At 41.8% G+C, this 16938-nt stretch carries 13 protein-coding genes; 8 read left to right on the top strand and 5 right to left on the bottom strand.

Features of this window, described 5'->3' with window-relative positions; all coding sequences use genetic code 11:
• Positions 1-22 precede the first annotated feature (22 nt).
• Both L4D20_RS13070 and L4D20_RS13065 read left to right on the top strand, forming a co-directional pair.
• The gene (locus tag L4D20_RS13070) at positions 23-1474 is read left to right on the top strand and encodes a sigma-54-dependent transcriptional regulator (RefSeq protein ID WP_428802033.1); all 1452 of its coding nucleotides are present in this window, start codon (positions 23-25) and stop codon (positions 1472-1474) included.
• On the top strand, positions 1464-3548 hold the full coding sequence (locus tag L4D20_RS13065) for a sensor histidine kinase (protein ID WP_428802032.1): 2085 nt from the start codon (positions 1464-1466) through the stop codon (positions 3546-3548). The genes L4D20_RS13070 and L4D20_RS13065 overlap by 11 nt, the downstream gene beginning before the upstream one ends.
• A gap of 34 nt (positions 3549-3582) precedes the next feature.
• Here the strand turns inward: L4D20_RS13065 and L4D20_RS13060 are convergent, their stop codons facing one another.
• The 3 genes from L4D20_RS13060 to L4D20_RS13050 form a co-directional block, all read right to left on the bottom strand.
• Positions 3583-4569: a sensor domain-containing diguanylate cyclase gene (locus L4D20_RS13060; RefSeq protein WP_428802031.1), complete on the bottom strand. Its 987-nt coding sequence runs from the start codon at positions 4567-4569 to the stop codon at positions 3583-3585.
• Positions 4570-4702: 133 nt separating this feature from the next.
• A complete protein-coding gene (locus L4D20_RS13055; RefSeq protein WP_428802030.1) occupies positions 4703-5581 on the bottom strand; it encodes a mechanosensitive ion channel family protein in 879 nt (292 codons plus the stop codon).
• A 1-nt stretch (position 5582) separates the two neighbouring features.
• Entirely contained in the window at positions 5583-7928 is a 2346-nt protein-coding gene (locus tag L4D20_RS13050) for an AAA family ATPase (RefSeq protein ID WP_428802029.1), read from the bottom strand.
• Positions 7929-8233: 305 nt separating this feature from the next.
• Between L4D20_RS13050 and L4D20_RS13045 the strand changes: the two genes are divergently transcribed.
• The gene (locus L4D20_RS13045; protein ID WP_428802028.1) at positions 8234-9820 is read left to right on the top strand and encodes an ABC-F family ATPase; all 1587 of its coding nucleotides are present in this window, start codon (positions 8234-8236) and stop codon (positions 9818-9820) included.
• Between the two features lie 87 nt (positions 9821-9907).
• On the opposite strand, the gene L4D20_RS13040 is transcribed toward L4D20_RS13045, so the two are convergent.
• Together L4D20_RS13040 and L4D20_RS13035 are read right to left on the bottom strand one after the other, a co-directional pair.
• Positions 9908-11794 (bottom strand): methyl-accepting chemotaxis protein, encoded by a 1887-nt coding sequence (locus tag L4D20_RS13040; RefSeq protein WP_428802027.1) that lies wholly within the window; start codon positions 11792-11794, stop codon positions 9908-9910.
• A gap of 262 nt (positions 11795-12056) precedes the next feature.
• Positions 12057-12890 carry a formate dehydrogenase accessory sulfurtransferase FdhD gene (locus L4D20_RS13035; RefSeq protein WP_428802026.1) on the bottom strand — a complete coding sequence of 278 codons (834 nt, stop codon included), beginning with the start codon at positions 12888-12890 and terminating at the stop codon, positions 12057-12059.
• Between the two features lie 100 nt (positions 12891-12990).
• Here L4D20_RS13035 and L4D20_RS13030 point away from each other — a divergent pair, with 100 nt between their 5' ends.
• The 5 genes from L4D20_RS13030 to L4D20_RS13010 all read left to right on the top strand — a co-directional run bounded on the left by L4D20_RS13030 (position 12991) and on the right by L4D20_RS13010 (position 16930).
• Positions 12991-13476: a DUF3305 domain-containing protein gene (locus L4D20_RS13030; RefSeq protein ID WP_428802025.1), complete on the top strand. Its 486-nt coding sequence runs from the start codon at positions 12991-12993 to the stop codon at positions 13474-13476.
• Entirely contained in the window at positions 13466-14116 is a 651-nt protein-coding gene (locus tag L4D20_RS13025; RefSeq protein ID WP_428802024.1) for a DUF3306 domain-containing protein, read from the top strand. Before L4D20_RS13030 ends, L4D20_RS13025 begins: the two co-directional genes overlap by 11 nt.
• Positions 14117-14296: 180 nt before the next feature.
• Positions 14297-15964, top strand: coding sequence for a 4Fe-4S binding protein (locus L4D20_RS13020; RefSeq protein WP_428802023.1), 1668 nt, complete (start codon positions 14297-14299; stop codon positions 15962-15964).
• Positions 15965-15973: 9 nt separating this feature from the next.
• Entirely contained in the window at positions 15974-16597 is a 624-nt protein-coding gene (locus tag L4D20_RS13015) for a TorD/DmsD family molecular chaperone (RefSeq protein WP_428802022.1), read from the top strand.
• 120 nt (positions 16598-16717) lie between these two features.
• Positions 16718-16930, top strand: a complete 213-nt coding sequence (locus tag L4D20_RS13010; protein ID WP_428802021.1) for a twin-arginine translocation signal domain-containing protein — start codon at positions 16718-16720, stop codon at positions 16928-16930.
• Positions 16931-16938: the final 8 nt, after the last annotated feature.

Below are 16938 nucleotides of genomic sequence, written 5' to 3'. Positions count from 1 at the left end.
TTTGTTCTAATACGAGATCTTCATGTCTGCACTACTTAATCCAGCGACAACTCAAAAATACGATGCCTTTTCCGTTCTAATCGTTGATGATGAAATTGGTATGCAGACTATTTTAAAGAAAGCATTGAGTAAATGGTTTTCTATTGTCGATTGCGCCTCTAGCATCGAAGAAGCGGAAGTTAAAAGAACAGAGAATCATTTCGACTTGGTAATATTAGATATCAATTTACCGGGACGCTCAGGGATTGAATGGGAAGAAGTTTTTACTGACCCGGATAAACGCTGTGATGTGATTTTTATGACAGGTTACGCTGACTTAGAAACAGCAATCAGTGCACTCAAACTCGGTGCGAGTGACTTTATATTAAAGCCTTTTAATCTAGAGCAGATGCTGCAAGCCGTACAACGCTGTATGGAGAAGAGATTGGCGGAGCGTATGCATTACGCATTGCGTCGTGACGCTTTACGTCATTGCACAACGGATATTATTGGTAGCTCTGATAAAACCAAACAGTTAAAACGGATGATTGTTCAATTCGCACCGTCACGCGCTTCAGTATTGATTGAAGGCGAATCAGGTACAGGGAAAGAACTTGTTGCCCGCGGAGTTCACGAAGCGAGCCAGCGTAAGGGGCCGTTTATTCCGATTAACTGTGGGGCTATTGCGCCTGATTTATTGGCTAGTGAGCTATTTGGCCATACATCTGGAGCATTTACGGGAGCAAAGAAGAGTAAAGAAGGGCTATTTAGAGTTGCAAATGGCGGGACGCTGTTTCTTGATGAAATAGGAGAAATGCCTTTAGCGATGCAAGCTTCGTTACTCCGAGTGCTTGAGCAAAGAACCATTCGCCCAGTTGGAAGTGAGAGAGAAGTCAGCATTGATGTGAGAATTGTAGCGGCGACCAACCGTGATTTAGAAGAAGAAGTTAAAAAAGGGCTTTTCCGTTCAGATCTCTATTATCGCCTCAACGTATTAAAGATTGAAGTCCCATCATTAAAAGATCGAAAGGCGGACCTTAAAGATCTAATCCCATATTTTACGACCATGTTAACCAATGAACTTGGAATGCCCATTCCACAGTGGGCACATGAAGATATTTCCGCACTTAATGACTACGATTGGCCGGGTAATATCCGTGAACTCAAAAACCTAATAGAGCGATGCCTATTATTAGACAAGCCGCCAGCCCACTATTGGCGAGAGCTTAATGGCGAGACGATTACCCCTCATATTTCTATTCAAGTCTCCAGTGGTAATGAACTACCTGAACTGGAAGAGCGCAACGTCGTTCAAGGTGAGGGATACCCAGGTTCATGGACACTCAAAGAAGTAGAACGAGCCCATATACTAAAAATAGTTGAGATATACGATGGTAATAAATCGGCTGCAGCTAGAGATTTGGGTGTTGCACGTAAAACATTAGAGAGAAAGTTTAAAGAGTGGTCAATTGAAGGGATCTCTTATGCCGAGTGATTTAGCCTTTCTCTCCAAGTGGCGCTTTCGGTTCAAATCAATGGTGCGATACAGGTTATTAATATTAACGTCTGCCCCTATTTTGTTAATGCTTGTAGCACTAATTGGGATAACCGTTTATTGGTCTATACATTACACGTGGAATGCGACATTAATTGATGTATCTGAACGTTTAGGTATTGCCAATAACAGCATTACGCTGCTGCAAAAGAAACAAGCCAACGACATTGATTCTTTAGCTGAATCATATGATTTTAGAGTTCGCCTAAAAACCTTATCAGCTGATGATAAAGCCCTTACAAACAAAGAGCTTAGCTCTTGGGTATCACAACAAAAGCAGCGGTATGGACTTGATTTCCTGACCTTCCATTCAGTCCACTCCGAACAAAGCGTTTCAATACGCTCAATGGTTACCTACAGCGAAAATGAAAACCATGCAGTGGAAGCCCAAACATTCTTTGACCGACTAACCGCCGATGAATTGAATTATTTAGATGAACAGCTCCGAGTAGACGCTGAAATTTCATTGGTTAACTCAGAACAAATACAAAGTTCTGGTTTGGTTAGTCGTACAGTTTTACCTATAAGGGATGAAAATGGCACCATTGTCGGCTACCTCGATGGCGGGCTTCTTCTAAATAACAGCACAATACTTGTAGACCAAATTCGAGATCTCATTTATCCAGTCGACAACGTTGATAACCGAAGACCCAAAGGGACGGTAACAATATTTCTTGATGAACTTCGGGTTAGTACAAATGTACCGCTGAACAGTAATGACGAACAACGTAGTGGCCGTCGCGCCATAGGTACAAATGTTTCAGGCGAGGTAGAGAAGGCGGTTCTAATCGATGGTAATAAATGGGTGGATCGTGCATTTGTTTATGATGCCTGGTACATCACAGCCTATCAGCCGATTAAAGACAGCAATGATGAAATCATTGGCATGCTCTATACCGGTTACCTTATTTGGCCGTTTTTCAAAGAGTATATGACCAATATTGTCGAAGTTAGCATAATGACTTTGCTGATCCTCGTTGGGTCTGGCTATGTTGTTTATAGAGGCTCTCGGGATCTCTTTCAGCCAATTGAACGTATACACAAAGTAGTCAAACTCATACAGCTTGGTAAAGATAAACGAATTGGTGAGATTGGTTTGGATGAAAAGCATGAGTTAGCTCAGCTTGCGAGACAGTTTGATAACATGCTCGACTCACTAGAAAAACGTAAAGAACAAATTGAAGAGTCAGCCATGGAACTAGAGTTAAAAGTTCAAAAACGGACGGCAAGCCTCGAAGAGAAAACAGCCCAACTAGAGCACCATATCACGCTACTCAATCAAACCAAGGATAAGCTAGTAACAAATGAAAAGCTCGCCGCACTAGGAGAACTCACTGCGGGTATCGCTCATGAAATTAACAATCCAACTGCGGTTATTCTTGGTAATGCAGAACTGATTAAATTTGAACTGGGTGATAATGCAGCTCAAATTGAAGAAGAGATAAGTTCGATTTTAGAACAGGTTGATAGGATTAGAAACATTACGCGTAGTTTGCTTCAATACAGCCGACAGGGTGGGATTCAAGACGAAATTACATGGGAGCATGTGAACCCTATTGTGGAAGAGAGCGTTACGTTAGTAAAAACAGGCTCTAAGAAAAAACAGATTACATTTATTGCCGATCTAAATGCGCATGTTGCCGTTGAGGTAAATCGACATCAGTTTTTACAAGTGTTAGTCAACCTTCAAATGAACGCAATTTATGCGATGGAAGGCAAGGGGGAGTTAAGAATATCCACCTATGACTGGTATGAAGACGGCGAATTGAAAGGGGCTGTTATTCACGTAAAAGATCAAGGATGCGGTATTAGCCCTGAGCAGATAAAACGCGTTTTTGACCCTTTTTATACCACCAAACGAGACGGCACTGGGCTTGGACTATCAGTATCACAAAGTATATTGAGCCAGTCTGGTGGTGAAATCAAAGTGGAATCTGAGCTAGGAAAAGGTAGCCAATTTAGTGTGTACCTACCAAAGCAAGTCGAACACGTTCAATCAGTTTGCGTCGTGTAGACGACTTGTATTGTTAGCTCCGAATTAAACAGATTCAGGCTTTACTCTGCTTATGTTGATACATCAGTTTATCGGCTTTTTTGATCATCTCATCGAGGCTGTGTAGCTCATGGTGTTCAAAGGTAATCCCTCCACAACTAACAGATGTTAAGCCTGTAGGATCGTGCTTTTGAATCATAGAACGATAGCTCTTGATAATACGTTCAGAAAGCTCGTTGAGAGATTGATCATAGGGGCGTTCATTTTCTTCATTAATTAGGGTGATGATAATAAATTCGTCACCACCAACTCGCGCTTTAATATCATTTTCACGACAATTCAGTTCCAGTACTTTAGCAAGCGCTGAAATACAATGATCTCCAATTTGGTGACCTAATTGGTCATTGATTGTCTTAAGGTTATCGATATCCAAATACGTTAACCCGAGAACTTGTTTAGACCTCGTCGCGTCTTTGATGCGCTGCTCTCCAAGAATCATTAATCCCCGTCGATTATTTAGCCCCGTCAATTCATCGGTTAGTGCTAAGCTTTTTAATTCTTCAAAATCACTGAGCATTTTAAGATCAGCTGTGATGAGCTGGCAAAATTGCTCTAACAGTTTTAATAACGTTGTTGAATACTCACTCGCTTTATTATCAATAACACAGATAGTGCCAAACAAAGAACCGTCAGGCCAGTATATGGGCAAGCCACAATAAGAGCGCACAGGGCCTTCTACAACGGGAGGGGCGTTGTGCCAGTAGTTGTCCTGCAGCGCGCTATGAACATAAAGCGCTTTATTCGTCTCAACAATTTCGCGGCAGAAGCTCTTCATGCCCCAGTCCCAACTGTCATTTCGAACAAGGTAGTTATCTTCATTGCAGCTAGTAACCACAACCTTAAATTCATTATTACGAAATTGGACAATGGAGCCATTCACTGACCCATAAAGCTCAGACATCAAGTCAACACTTTGCTGCCATTTCTCCAAGTCGACAATGGTTTGTGTATCCCCTGACAAAGCGTGTCGTTCGTTCAACATTTGAATACCAAAATATTACTACGAATAGTTCTAATTATAGGAGAGCTTGTAGTGTTTGCTCAGTAGTAAAGGGGAGTCGTAGACTTAGTGCGCTAAGAAAAAAGAAGGCTTCATAATTGAAGCCTTCTTTAAACTAGCTCTGAGTAAAAGCTATTTTAGGTGGGTTAATACCGTGCTTTTTAAACTCTTTCATTACTCTTAGTGTAATGTCGGTTTCAAAAAGCTTTTCATATCCAGTATCAACAACATAGGCTTTGCAGGTTAATTGAATCGCTAAATAGTTATCTGTAATTGTTTGCTTAACTAGCACGACTACCGGTTTTGGTAGATGAATATAACGGCTCGAAGAGGCGGCTTCTTGGATCAGATCTCTCGCTAATGATATATCTTCGTCCATGCCGATGTAGAAGGGGATCACCACCTGCATATCGAGTGCGCCATAATTCCCGCTGACCGTTACTTCATTTAAGAATTTGTTATTTGGAATGGTAATAATATCGTCGTTCAGTGTACGCATACGAACAGAACGCAATCCTATCGTAATTATGTCTCCATAGTTCCCTTCAAATGTGACGCGGTCACCTACTTGAAATGGACGATCAACCATCACTGTCATACCTGCGATAAATGAAGCGGCAAGGTCTTTGAGTGCGAAACCAACCGAGACCGCAAGTGTTCCTCCTATCAGTGTGAGTATCTGATCATTGATTCTAAAGCTCATCATAAAGACCAAGATACCAGCCGACATATAAATGAAGAACTGCAAGAACGATTGTAGTTTTTGTAGCAGCATACGATATTGAACAAACTGCCCACCAATGCTGACAACCATTGAGTTAATAAATTTAAGCAGTATCCACGTTGCCAAGACCACAATCACAGACAGGAAAACGCCACTCCAACGAATCAAGCTTGTAAACTGTGAGATGTTTTCAACATTTGCAATCTCTTCTGTTGCGAAGCTAGAGAAGGATAAAATTGCAGTTATTACAAAAAATAGTATTCGAATCATGTTACTTCACCAGTAAATGTTGACGGTCTAGTACATTGGTAATGTGGCGGAACCAGTGGTCAGAAACTCGGGCTTTGTCTTCGCTCCACTCTATAAACCCTCTACTTTGGAAGTAGCGAAGTGTTCCAATGACTTCAGCAATACTTAGCTGTGTACACTCTGAGAGTTCTTCTGGTGAAGCGACTTCTAGTTGCACGATTGAACGTATCACAGCTAGCATTGGCTTGGGCATAGATTCAAGCTCCAGTGATTGAGGTGCATTGAATAGGCGAACCTTAACCTGATCCGTTTCTTTATCTCGATTAAGTGATAAGCGAAAGAAACGCAATGCAACGGTTGGGTTTCCATCAGAATAATGCCAAAGAATTCGATAAAATCCCTTCTTAGCACGCTCTTCTTCAGTAATATCTTCTTGGTCCCATTGCTTTGGAACAACAAGGCCGTCGAAACTCAGCGGATGTTCTATGTCTTGATTGATTCGGCTATCAAGAAGTTGTTGGATTTGTAATTCGTTCCAGCGCGGCATAAACGAAACCCAGTCAAACAGCAATCGTTCCCCTCTGGCTCTATCGACGAATCGCCAACTCGATTTTTCAATAGCCATAACAACACGATGGTTCTTTTTAGATCGTCTCAATAGATTAGTTAGGCGAATTAAACCTGTTAGACCGCCGACCATTGGCTTAACGAGCCTTTGAGCGTTATCTACCGCAATTAAATAAGTGGTATCACTCTTACGTAGAAAGGCGAGAATTTGAATTTCGGTCGCCGTTTCATCTAAACCAAGGCTAAGTGCTAATAGCTCAAGTAGTTCCTTGTATCCTGAGTAAGGGCAGTTTAGATAGAGTGGCTCAGCATTCTTAGCTCGATGTAACACAGAGTTGAGTAGCGTGGTTACGCCTACGCCTCTCTCTCCAGACACAACACAAATTGCAGGACTATCACTCAATAGGTACTTAGACAGTATTTTTAACTCGCTTTGAGCATAAGGGATGAGAGTACTGTCGTTATTACCGGGTAATACATACTTAAAAGTTTGCTCGCCTTTAATTCTAACTAAACTAGTTTGTGAATCACTATTATGAGCTTGCTTCGCTACCTCTATTTTAAATAAATAGGCAAGTGCTTGGCTAAAGAACGTATATTGAGACAAGGCTGAAACTATGCGGTGTTGGAGTGTGTGTATTGTAATCCAAACAATCGCAATAGCTGTTGCCAACATTCCTAATGCAAGTGTGTCTTTATGTTTAATCGCCCAATTAAGCCACACTGGTTTATCAGTTTGTCTAATCACGATCGAAAATACATGGGGTCTCCAAAGACGAAGAACCGAGAGCGTAACCAATATAAACCAGAAGAAAAGGGCACTATAAATCCAGTGATAGATCGTGGCTTCGCCAAGTGTACGTAGTGAAATTTGCAAAATGACACCGGCAAAGATAGCACTCCAAACGTAACGTTGAGTGCTCGATAAACGTAACGCAACCATCTCAGGGCTAGAGCTTCGACTGTTTCTATATACAAACTCCAAAATAAAACTAATAGCAATTGAACCACCGAGTATCCACCAGGTGAAAATTTCTAAGAAAATTAAATGTTGCAAGCTAGGTATACTTGATAGAACCCGTAATGACAGCGTAATGGCAACGAGCCATGCAATTGCTCGTTGTGCTCGGCTTAAATACCAAATTGTTCGAATCCAAACGGGAGGAGAGGTCGTTTTGTTTAGCTGAGTCTCACGAAATAGCGTGATAATCCTAGAGCTCTTAGTTAGCCACCAGGTCAATATGCAGTAAATAGCGAAAACCTTTAAAGCGACCCAAATAACAGGAATAGGAGAGATAAATAGATCACTAAAAAACACGCCAAAACTACGAACTTGAAAATAAGCCAAATAATCTAGATTGATTTGGACTAATTGCCACTCTTGCTTAAATTGAGTGACGCCATCAGGCCCAAACCCGATTAGTCTCTCTCTATTATGCTCAGTTGTCAGTGATAAAAGTGCCTGTTTACTCTGACTTAAGCTCTTAAGTGTCAAATATGAAGATTCAGTTTGGCGCCAAAGATCTTCCGTTCTATCTTCTTTATATAAAGTCAGTATTTTGTTGAATTGATGAATATGTTTAGCTTGCTGCTCTACCGTTGCAGTTAGAAGCTGATTAACTTTACGCTGCTCTGTTGATGAAATGAAAAGTAGTTCAGGAAACTGGTTAATTTCATTCGCAATAGATAATGCGGTTTCATCAATAGCTTGTGAGGTGGATAAGTCATAACTCCAGTTAGCATGAGAAGACATTGGCACAAGAAACAAAACGAACGTAATAAATCGTAGCAAGAAACGCATATAATTCACTTAAAACTTAGGTGGTTAGCTAATAGTGTAGGCACATATTTATTAAATAAGAACAAACACAGCGTTAAAGAAAGCGCGATACTTTAATCGCTAAGGAGACGAATGTCCGCTTCACTTATGAGACACGTCACCTATATTAACAGTCCGCTTTCAAAACTAACATTTACAAACACACTCTTTTGAAGAACAACGGTTGCAATTTATGTGATCTAAAGCAAACAACGCTTGCAGTTCTGGTTGTGAACAAGTAACGTTGCGCCGTTTATACAAATTCCATTAAATTAAAGGTAACGGCTTTGATCTCCACAGCGAATATCACACAACAATTTGGCGCTAAGCCACTATTTGAAAACATTTCTGTCAAATTTGGCGAAGGCAACCGCTATGGCCTAATCGGCGCAAATGGTTGTGGTAAATCAACCTTTATGAAAATTCTTAGCGGTGAGCTAGAGCAAACCTCGGGTAACGTTAGCTACGATCCTAACGAACGTGTTGCTAAGCTAAACCAAGACCAGTTTGCTTATGAAGAATTTTCTGTAATTGATACCGTTATCATGGGTTACAAAGAGCTTTGGGAAGTAAAACTAGAGCGTGACCGCATCTATTCTCTTCCTGAAATGAGCGAAGAAGATGGCATGAAAGTGGCTGATCTAGAAGTTCAGTTCGCTGAAATGGACGGCTACATGGCAGAAGCTAAAGCGGGTGAGCTGCTTTTAGCTGTTGGTATCGAAGAGAACTTACACTTTGGATTAATGAGTGAAGTAGCCCCTGGTTGGAAACTTCGTGTTCTATTAGCACAAGTTCTATTTGCTGACCCGCATATCATGCTTCTTGATGAACCAACCAACAACTTGGATATGGATACCATCGCTTGGCTTGAAGAGACGTTAAACCAACGTAACTGCACCATGATCATCATCTCGCATGACCGTCACTTCTTAAACTCTGTATGTACTCATATGGCGGATTTAGATTACGGCGAGCTTAGCCTTTTCCCTGGTAGCTACGATGAATACATGACTGCTGCGACTCAAGCTCGTGAGCGTCTATTAACAGATAACGCAAAGAAGAAAGCACAAATCGCTGAGCTTCAAACTTTCGTTTCTCGTTTCTCTGCGAACGCATCTAAAGCAAAACAAGCCACTTCTCGTGCTAAGCAAATTGATAAGATTCAACTTGCTGAAGTTAAAGCGTCTAGCCGTCAAAGCCCATTCATTCGCTTTGAGCAATCAAAAGAGCTTTTCCGTAACGCACTTGTTGTTGAAAACCTATCTCAAGGTTTTGAAGAAGATCTTTACAGCAAGTTCGATGGTATTTTCGAAGTTGGTGAGCGCGTTGCTATCATTGGTGAAAATGGCGTAGGTAAAACAACACTGCTTAACACTTTAGCGGGTGAATTGGCTCCGCGCACTGGTGAATACAAGTGGTCTGAAAACTCAAACATCGGTTATTACGCTCAAGATCATGCTCATGATTTTGAAGAAGAGATGAACCTTTTTGATTGGATGAGTCAATGGCGTCAAGAAGGTGAAGACGAGCAGGTTGTTCGTGGTTTCCTAGGCCGTATGATCTTTGGTCAAGACGACATCAAGAAATCAGTGAAGGTTATCTCTGGTGGTGAGCAAGGTCGTATGCTTCTTGGTAAAATCATGATGCATAAGCCAAACATCCTATTAATGGATGAACCAACGAACCACATGGATATGGAATCAATTGAAGCATTGAACCTAGCGCTTGAGAATTACAAAGGAACACTGTTCTTCGTCTCTCATGACCGTGTGTTTGTTGATTCACTTGCAACACGTATCCTAGAAATCAAAGATGGCAAAATCAACGATTTCCGTGGCACGTACGCCGAGCTTTTAAAATCAAGAGAAGCATAATAGAGTTTGGTTGTTAACTAACCTCTAAATGAAAGGCTCCCTATGGAGCCTTTTTTGATCGCTTTATTATAAATATTAATCAATTAGTTAGTATTTGAATTGACCAACGATACCCTGTAACTTATGACTCACATTAATCACTTCTAGACTTGATTCTCCCGTTTTAGAAACCTGCAATGCTGTGCTTCCTGCAAGATCTGCAATTTGAGTGATGTTCCTATCGATCTCAGCAGACACCATTGACTGCTCTTCAGACGCCGTCGCGATTTGGGCGTTCATGTCGAACACTTCTGAAATTTGATCAACGATCTTTTGAATCGATTCTACCGCTAGCACCGTTTGTTTATTCGATGTATTCACTTGCTCTAGGCTACTTTGCATCGTACTTACCGTTCTATCAACGCCAGACGTTAAACCATTAATTGTCTCTTCAATTTGCTTAGTTGATTCATTAGTTTTCAAAGAGAGCTGTCTTACTTCGTCAGCTACGACCGCAAAGCCTCGGCCATTCTCTCCGGCTCGTGCCGCTTCTATCGCAGCATTCAGAGCGAGTAAGTTGGTCTGCTCTGCAATACTGGTAATGGTGGATATAACCGTCTTTATTTCGTGGCTATGAACTGACAACTCGTTCACTAGTAGCTGCGAGTTCGATATGTTGCTCGCGAGTGCTTGTATACTTTCTCCTGCAATGTGAGTGACCTGCATACTTTTTTCCGCTTCCGTTTTTACTCGAAGCGCGTTATCTGCAGCACTCTCAATGTTTGCCGTGATCTCGTTGCTTGTCATCACCAACTCATTCACTGCGGTCGCAACCAATTCTGATTCTATTTTTTGTTGTTCCGCATTAGTCATACTCTTATTGGCGGCTTTTTCTGACGTTGAAGCGCAATCAGAAAGGGTGTGCATGACGGAGGCAATGTCAGCGATATTTTTGTGTAACTTGGCAACAAAGACATCGAATGAATTGGCTAGCTGGGCCAGTTCGTCATTGCCCTGGGCATTCATTCTGACCGTTAGATCGCCATTACCTTCGGATATATCTTTCATCAGCTCAGTGATCTTTCCAATTCTCCTAGTGATGCTTTTACCTATAAGAAGCAGCATAGAAGAGACAATGAGTGCGATACTTAAACCAATCGCTTGTAATTTAAAAGTAACTTCGGCTGTGGCAACTTGGTTTATTTCTGTTATTTGGTCCTGTAACGTATGGATAGCTTCTTCAGTACGATGAACGTTACTTCGTAATGCGCCTTGCAACCCTGTGTCAGCACTTAACCCAATAGCGACGTAACCATCAGTTAACGCGACAACCGCTTCTTTGTAGCGATTAACGCCTTCATGAATGAAGCTATATCGCTGGGACAAATTGGAAAAGCGTTTGAGTTCTGAAAGTAGGGCATTTAAAGACTCGGTATTCGGGTTTTCAGAGAAATGAAGATTTTGATTAAGCAGTAGTGAATAGGCGGCTTGTAATTCGGCATCACCAAGAAGATTAATATCTGCTGTAAGCTGGTGACGCGATTTAATTACCTCAGAAGTGAGTCCCGTTTCGTCTTTTGACCCTAAGGTAAGCAATTGAGCTGCAAGTTGGTGAAACTGTTGCTGATAAAGTGTCAGTGTTTCAAGCGAAAGCGTTACTGGTTTGATGATTTGAGCACTTTGATCGTCAAGTAACGACTGAATATTGCGAATTCGGTCTTGAAGCGTGGTGACCGTTTTGTCAAAACGTTCAAGGTACTTTGGGGTTTGACGAGCCAAAAAGTCCTTTTCATGCCTTCTCAGTGTCAGTAGGTCAACCTCGCTGCTTTGATTCTCGTGGTCTGCTAGTCGTAATTGATCGAGCTGATTGAAGCTGTATTGCTCATAGAGAGCATACGTTGAAATACCAATAAGTAAGAAAAATGTAATTAAGATTAACTGAGCTCGAATCGAGAGAGACAGCATTAAACGGGTAACAATAGGTTGCCTAGCCATAGATAACTCCTGGTGAACTGACGTTTGATGGCCACTCAAATATTATGTTTTTATGACGGTTTTGTTACAGTGGCTTTTAAACTAATAGCACCAAATTTCACCTATGCAAGGTGATGAGTAATTAATACTTCGGATACTGAACTAATCGCTAATAATTCCCATTATTGTGACGAAGTGAAGCTATAGGCATCTAGTACTGATAAGGCTGTAATTAAAAAGGGAGGCTCAATAGCCTCCCTTTGTATACTTTAATAAAATGACGTTACTCGTCTTTCAAATGACCTTTTACGTCAAACTCTATCTTGTCGGCTCCGGTAAAGACTTGAAAGCGTAATCCTTTCGCACGGGCAATAGTGGTAATGCCGAATTTCTGAGCCAGATCTAACCCCATTTGGGTGACGCCCGATCTTGAAAGTAACGTTGGTATACCCATCTGAGCAACCTTAATGACCATTTCAGACGTTAGACGACCCGTTGTATAGAAAATTTTATCTTCACCTGTTTGCTGGTTAAGCCACAGCTCTCCGGCCAATGTATCAACCGCGTTATGTCTACCTACATCTTCTACAAAGGAGAGTACCTCGTTGGCATTACACACAGCGCAGCCATGGACGGCCCCCGCTTTTTTGTAAGTATCGTTATAATGAGTTAACGCTTCTAGTGCAGAATAGATCTCAGACTGCTTAATGGAGACTTGAGGAACCTTATAATCCTCTAGTTGCTTCATCACATTGCCATACATGGTGCCTTGACCACACCCTGAAGTAACCGTTTTTTTCTTTAGTGCTTTATCAAGATGATCGGTATTTTCTTTAGTGATGACGGCCGCGCTGTAAGTTTCCCAGTCGATAATGATTGATTCAATGGCTTCAGGATCAGACAGAAAGCTTTGATTTTTTAAATAGCCCAACACCAATGACTCAGGACGAGAGCCAAGCGTCATTAAGGTAACGATTTCTTTCCAGTTAAGCATAACGGTAAGAGGACGCTCGCATGCAATCTGCTTTACAAGCTTCTCACCGTATTCATCGAATACTTCAACTTCCATTGTCTGCAATGGGTTTTCTGTTGTTTTTATAATTTTAGGCTTAACCACACTAAGTTCCTGTTTGTTGAAATTTGATAACTGGCGTAATTATTGCTTTTATCATGCCAAGAATACAATAATAAACAGGTTAACTGTAAATAGGTGAGCTATGTCTAACAACCTTAATGACGTAATAGAATTAGCAAAGAGTGAAAACGTATGGCCATTGAATTGTCATTTAGCCTTGCATGAGATCACCACAGGGGCATGGTCTACTACACAGTGGCAATTAAAAGGTATTGAGTTAACGAAGCAAACCGAAAGTGAAGGAACAGGCGAAGATATAACGCTAAGTGCAATTTTAGAGTTGTTTAAAGATGAGCGTACAGACTATCGATTTAACTTGAGTTCCAAGCAGCCCAAACTGTTTCTGGTATTGGATAACGTAGATAAAACATCTTTGCAATCCATCGTTACCATTACGGCCTCACAAGGTGTTGCTGGCCAATACATGGACGGGGATTACCTTGTTCTGTCTTGTGACATGCCGTTAGCGGTACAAGCGTGGATGGAGGCTTACATAGGCAGACATGGTGAACTCATCGAACAGCGACGTAAGAAACGTAAAGGAGCGGGGCGAGCCAGTGGCAACTAATTTCATTTCAAGGTGGTCAAAGAGAAAACTCAGTGAAGAAGAGCAAGAGTCACCACTAAATAGTGATGGAGTTAGTACACAACCCACTTCACTAGCAACTGAACACGCCGTTGATGAAGCCGATAATGTCTGTGTTCAATCAACAGAGTTAGATGTTATAGAAGAGCCTACAGATAACATAGAACCGTTAGAAGCTGCTGCCTTGTCAGAGAGTGAGCCTTCGATTTCAGCTATGCTTCTCAGCGATGTTGACCCTCTAATAAAAAAAGCCGCATTAAGAAAGCTCTTTATGTCTGAGGAATTTAATCAGGTTGACGCACTGAATGATTACGACCATGACTACAGTTCGGTAAAAAGCCTAACAAGTGAAGTCGCACAATCGCTGAGAGAGTGGGTAAATGATTCTGAAGCACCGTGTAGCAGTGAGTCATCAGAGGTGGGTGAACCTGCAATAGAAGAAGAGCTTCGTTCTACCCATTCTGAACAGCTAGATGGTAACGAGTCGATTGAGCCCGAGGAATTAGAGCAAACAAGTGAACTCGATCTATCGTCGACACAAAACGTAACGAACGCCGAACCTAACCTAGAAAGTCACTCCGCTTCAAAAGATGCCAACACGACAGATAGTAACCCTACATAAATAGGTACAATTTGTACCGTATCGTAGAATCAAGACTGGGACATTATGTCCCATCTTCGTTGGGATATGATACAAAGCCCTCACTAAATTGTTAAATCACTGATATTTATTGATAAAATAGTTGGAATGTAAATTGCAACGCAGTGCATGTGACTACCTGTTCTCACATGGAACTGAGCAATGTTAAAACAATTATTACAACAATCCATATCGACCAATGGTAAAGCTCGTAGCTATGCTATTGAAAATACCGTTGAATTAACCAATCTAATTCCGCCTACCGTTAGTTATGAAAGTGGTGGGCATACGCTCATCCTAGGCCCAACAGAAATTATACAGTCCACCGCTAAGCAACTGAGTAGTATGGCGTCGGTGACGCTATTGTCTACTGATGGTGAGAAAGGGAAGTCCGATGACATTTACTTTTCACGGTCTGTTGAGATCTCTGGCTTCCTTGGTGCTTTCCAAGTAAGCATTACTTTGGACTCAAATCTTTTTAGTAGCAATCTAGCTGAAATTGCGGTCAACCAAGACTGCTTTGACATTATTCTGGATCTTTCGCTAACGGGTGTAATGAACGAAGAAGTTCCAGTACCCGGTTATTACCCCGTCGGACGTGGCTATCCAACGATGCAAGAGGCATTAACCGAAATTCCAACACTTATGGGTACCTTTGATAAACCCAAATACTTCCGACTTGATACCGATTTGTGTGCCCATAGTTCACGCGGTGTGAAAGGATGTGACCGATGTGTAGATGCATGTCCAGCTGGCGCATTAGAGAGTAAAGGTAGCGATAAAACAGGTTACAACATCGAGATTAACCCTTATTTATGTCAGGGTGTCGGAACATGTGCAACATCCTGTCCGACAGAAGCCATCCGTTACGCATTACCAAATCCAGAAGATACCCAAAAGTTCGTTGAACGAACCCTAGCTAACTATCAGAAAGCGGGCGGGACTACGCCAATCGTTCTATTTTGTAGTGAACGCCACGAAGCCTATACGTTAATGGCACTTAAAGCGTTACCTGACAATGTTCTACCTATTGTGGTCGAGGAGCTACCCTCTGTCGGTATTGATACTTGGTTCACAGCACTGGTTAATGGCGCAACTCAGGTTCTATTTGCTGCGAGTCGACATATGCCTCAAACCATACTTCGAGTTCTAACCAAAGAAGTGGCGATGGCTCAATCATTATTAGAGCCTCTGGGCATTGAAAGCAGCTGTATTGACATCCTTTACTTGGAATCTCTGCGAGATGAAAAGCCAACTCTACTAACTGAGAAACTTATCCCTGCAATAGGTGAGCTTTCAGGATCAAAACGAGCCCGTCTATTTCAATCACTGGATGCGCTAGCGGTCGATCGTAATCCAGCAGAATCGGTTACCGTTTTACCGAGTAGTGCTCCTTACGGAAGCATCAATTGTGAAACAAAGGATTGCACACTGTGCATGGCGTGCGTAGCAGTCTGTCCTACTCGAGCACTACATCATGATGGTGATAGCCCGTCACTTAATTTTGTCGAGCAAGACTGCATTCAATGTGGCATGTGTGAAAAAGCGTGTCCTGAATCGGCATTATCTCTTGCACCACAAATCAATTGGGATCGAGCGTCACGTATTCAGCCTCGTGTTCTTCATCATGAAAAACCAGCCGAGTGTTTACGCTGTCAAAAACCATTTGCTCCACAGTCTATGATAACAATGCTGCAAGATAAGTTACGCGGTCACTCTCAATTCTCTGATGAGGCATCAATCAATCGTATTGCTATGTGTGAAGACTGCCGTGTCCGTGATGTGTTTGAAGTCATGGCAGACGACCCAACTAAACAATTGAAATATTAGGAGAACGCTTTGGATAACCAATATCAAACCCTGCGTGCTGATATCTATCTGCTACTTTCAACACTATTTCGTCAGCCGCCAACTGCAGAGCTGATTGAATTTCTGTCGACGATAGAAATAGAAGCAGAAGACAGCATCATGCAACAAGCTTGGCTTGCGATTAAACAGGCAGCCAATGCAGTAAATATCGAAGCGGTAAGCGAAGAGTATCAGGATCTTTTTATCGGAATAGGCCGGGGTGAAGTTGTTTTATTTGGTTCATGGCACATGACTGGCTCATTAATGGAAAAGCCGTTAGCAATACTTCGACATGATCTTCAAGTACTGGGCTTAGAGCGTGATGAGACAGTTAAAGAGCCCGAAGATCACATTTCAGCATTGTGTGAAGTAATGGCGGTATTAACTCAAGAAGATGAAAGCCAACAACAGGCCTTTTTTAATACGCATTTAGCACCTTGGTATTTGTCATTTAGTGAGCAAATCAACCAAGCCAAGCATGCGCAGTTCTATTTAAAAGCCGCGCAATTACTAGAGGCATTTCTGCACATTGAACAAGTTAGATTTAGCCAAAAAATTGCGGGTGCGAAAAGTAAGTTAACCATCAACGTAAATAACATCAGTAACTCACTTTAATTCAGCGGATAACTCAACAGATAACTAAACGTAAAGTATGCGGTGATTAACATTATTAACATAGAGACGCTAAAGCGTTCACCCGCATCTATCTAGGTTAAGCACGTAAGGAAGCAATGGATGAATAACAAAAGCAAAACAGAGAAAGAGACGGTCAATACCAGTCGTCGAGATCTGATAAAAGGCATGACAACAGCAGCCGTGGTAGGCGCAGTGGTAGCAGGAACAAGTACAGCAGCTTCTGCGAAAGAAGAAGTTATTGCAGAGCCTCAAAGTACAACTGATGGTTATCACGAGACTCAACACATTCGCGATTACTACGATTCACTATAGGAGCCAAA

This window comes from Vibrio kyushuensis (assembly GCF_050337325.1).
Classification (GTDB): domain Bacteria; phylum Pseudomonadota; class Gammaproteobacteria; order Enterobacterales; family Vibrionaceae; genus Vibrio; species Vibrio kyushuensis.
Note: the sequence above shows the minus strand (reverse complement) of the source record. Positions and strands in the feature narration are given on the sequence as shown.

Coding starts and splice junctions, on each gene's coding strand:
- L4D20_RS13020 (WP_428802023.1), top strand. CDS start 14,297: ATGTTAAAACAATTATTACAACAATCCATATCGACCAATGGTAAAGCT.
- L4D20_RS13050 (WP_428802029.1), bottom strand. CDS start 7,928: ATGCGTTTCTTGCTACGATTTATTACGTTCGTTTTGTTTCTTGTGCCA.
- L4D20_RS13060 (WP_428802031.1), bottom strand. CDS start 4,569: ATGTTGAACGAACGACACGCTTTGTCAGGGGATACACAAACCATTGTC.
- L4D20_RS13070 (WP_428802033.1), top strand. CDS start 23: ATGTCTGCACTACTTAATCCAGCGACAACTCAAAAATACGATGCCTTT.
- L4D20_RS13065 (WP_428802032.1), top strand. CDS start 1,464: ATGCCGAGTGATTTAGCCTTTCTCTCCAAGTGGCGCTTTCGGTTCAAA.
- L4D20_RS13030 (WP_428802025.1), top strand. CDS start 12,991: ATGTCTAACAACCTTAATGACGTAATAGAATTAGCAAAGAGTGAAAAC.
- L4D20_RS13055 (WP_428802030.1), bottom strand. CDS start 5,581: ATGATTCGAATACTATTTTTTGTAATAACTGCAATTTTATCCTTCTCT.
- L4D20_RS13040 (WP_428802027.1), bottom strand. CDS start 11,794: ATGGCTAGGCAACCTATTGTTACCCGTTTAATGCTGTCTCTCTCGATT.
- L4D20_RS13010 (WP_428802021.1), top strand. CDS start 16,718: ATGAATAACAAAAGCAAAACAGAGAAAGAGACGGTCAATACCAGTCGT.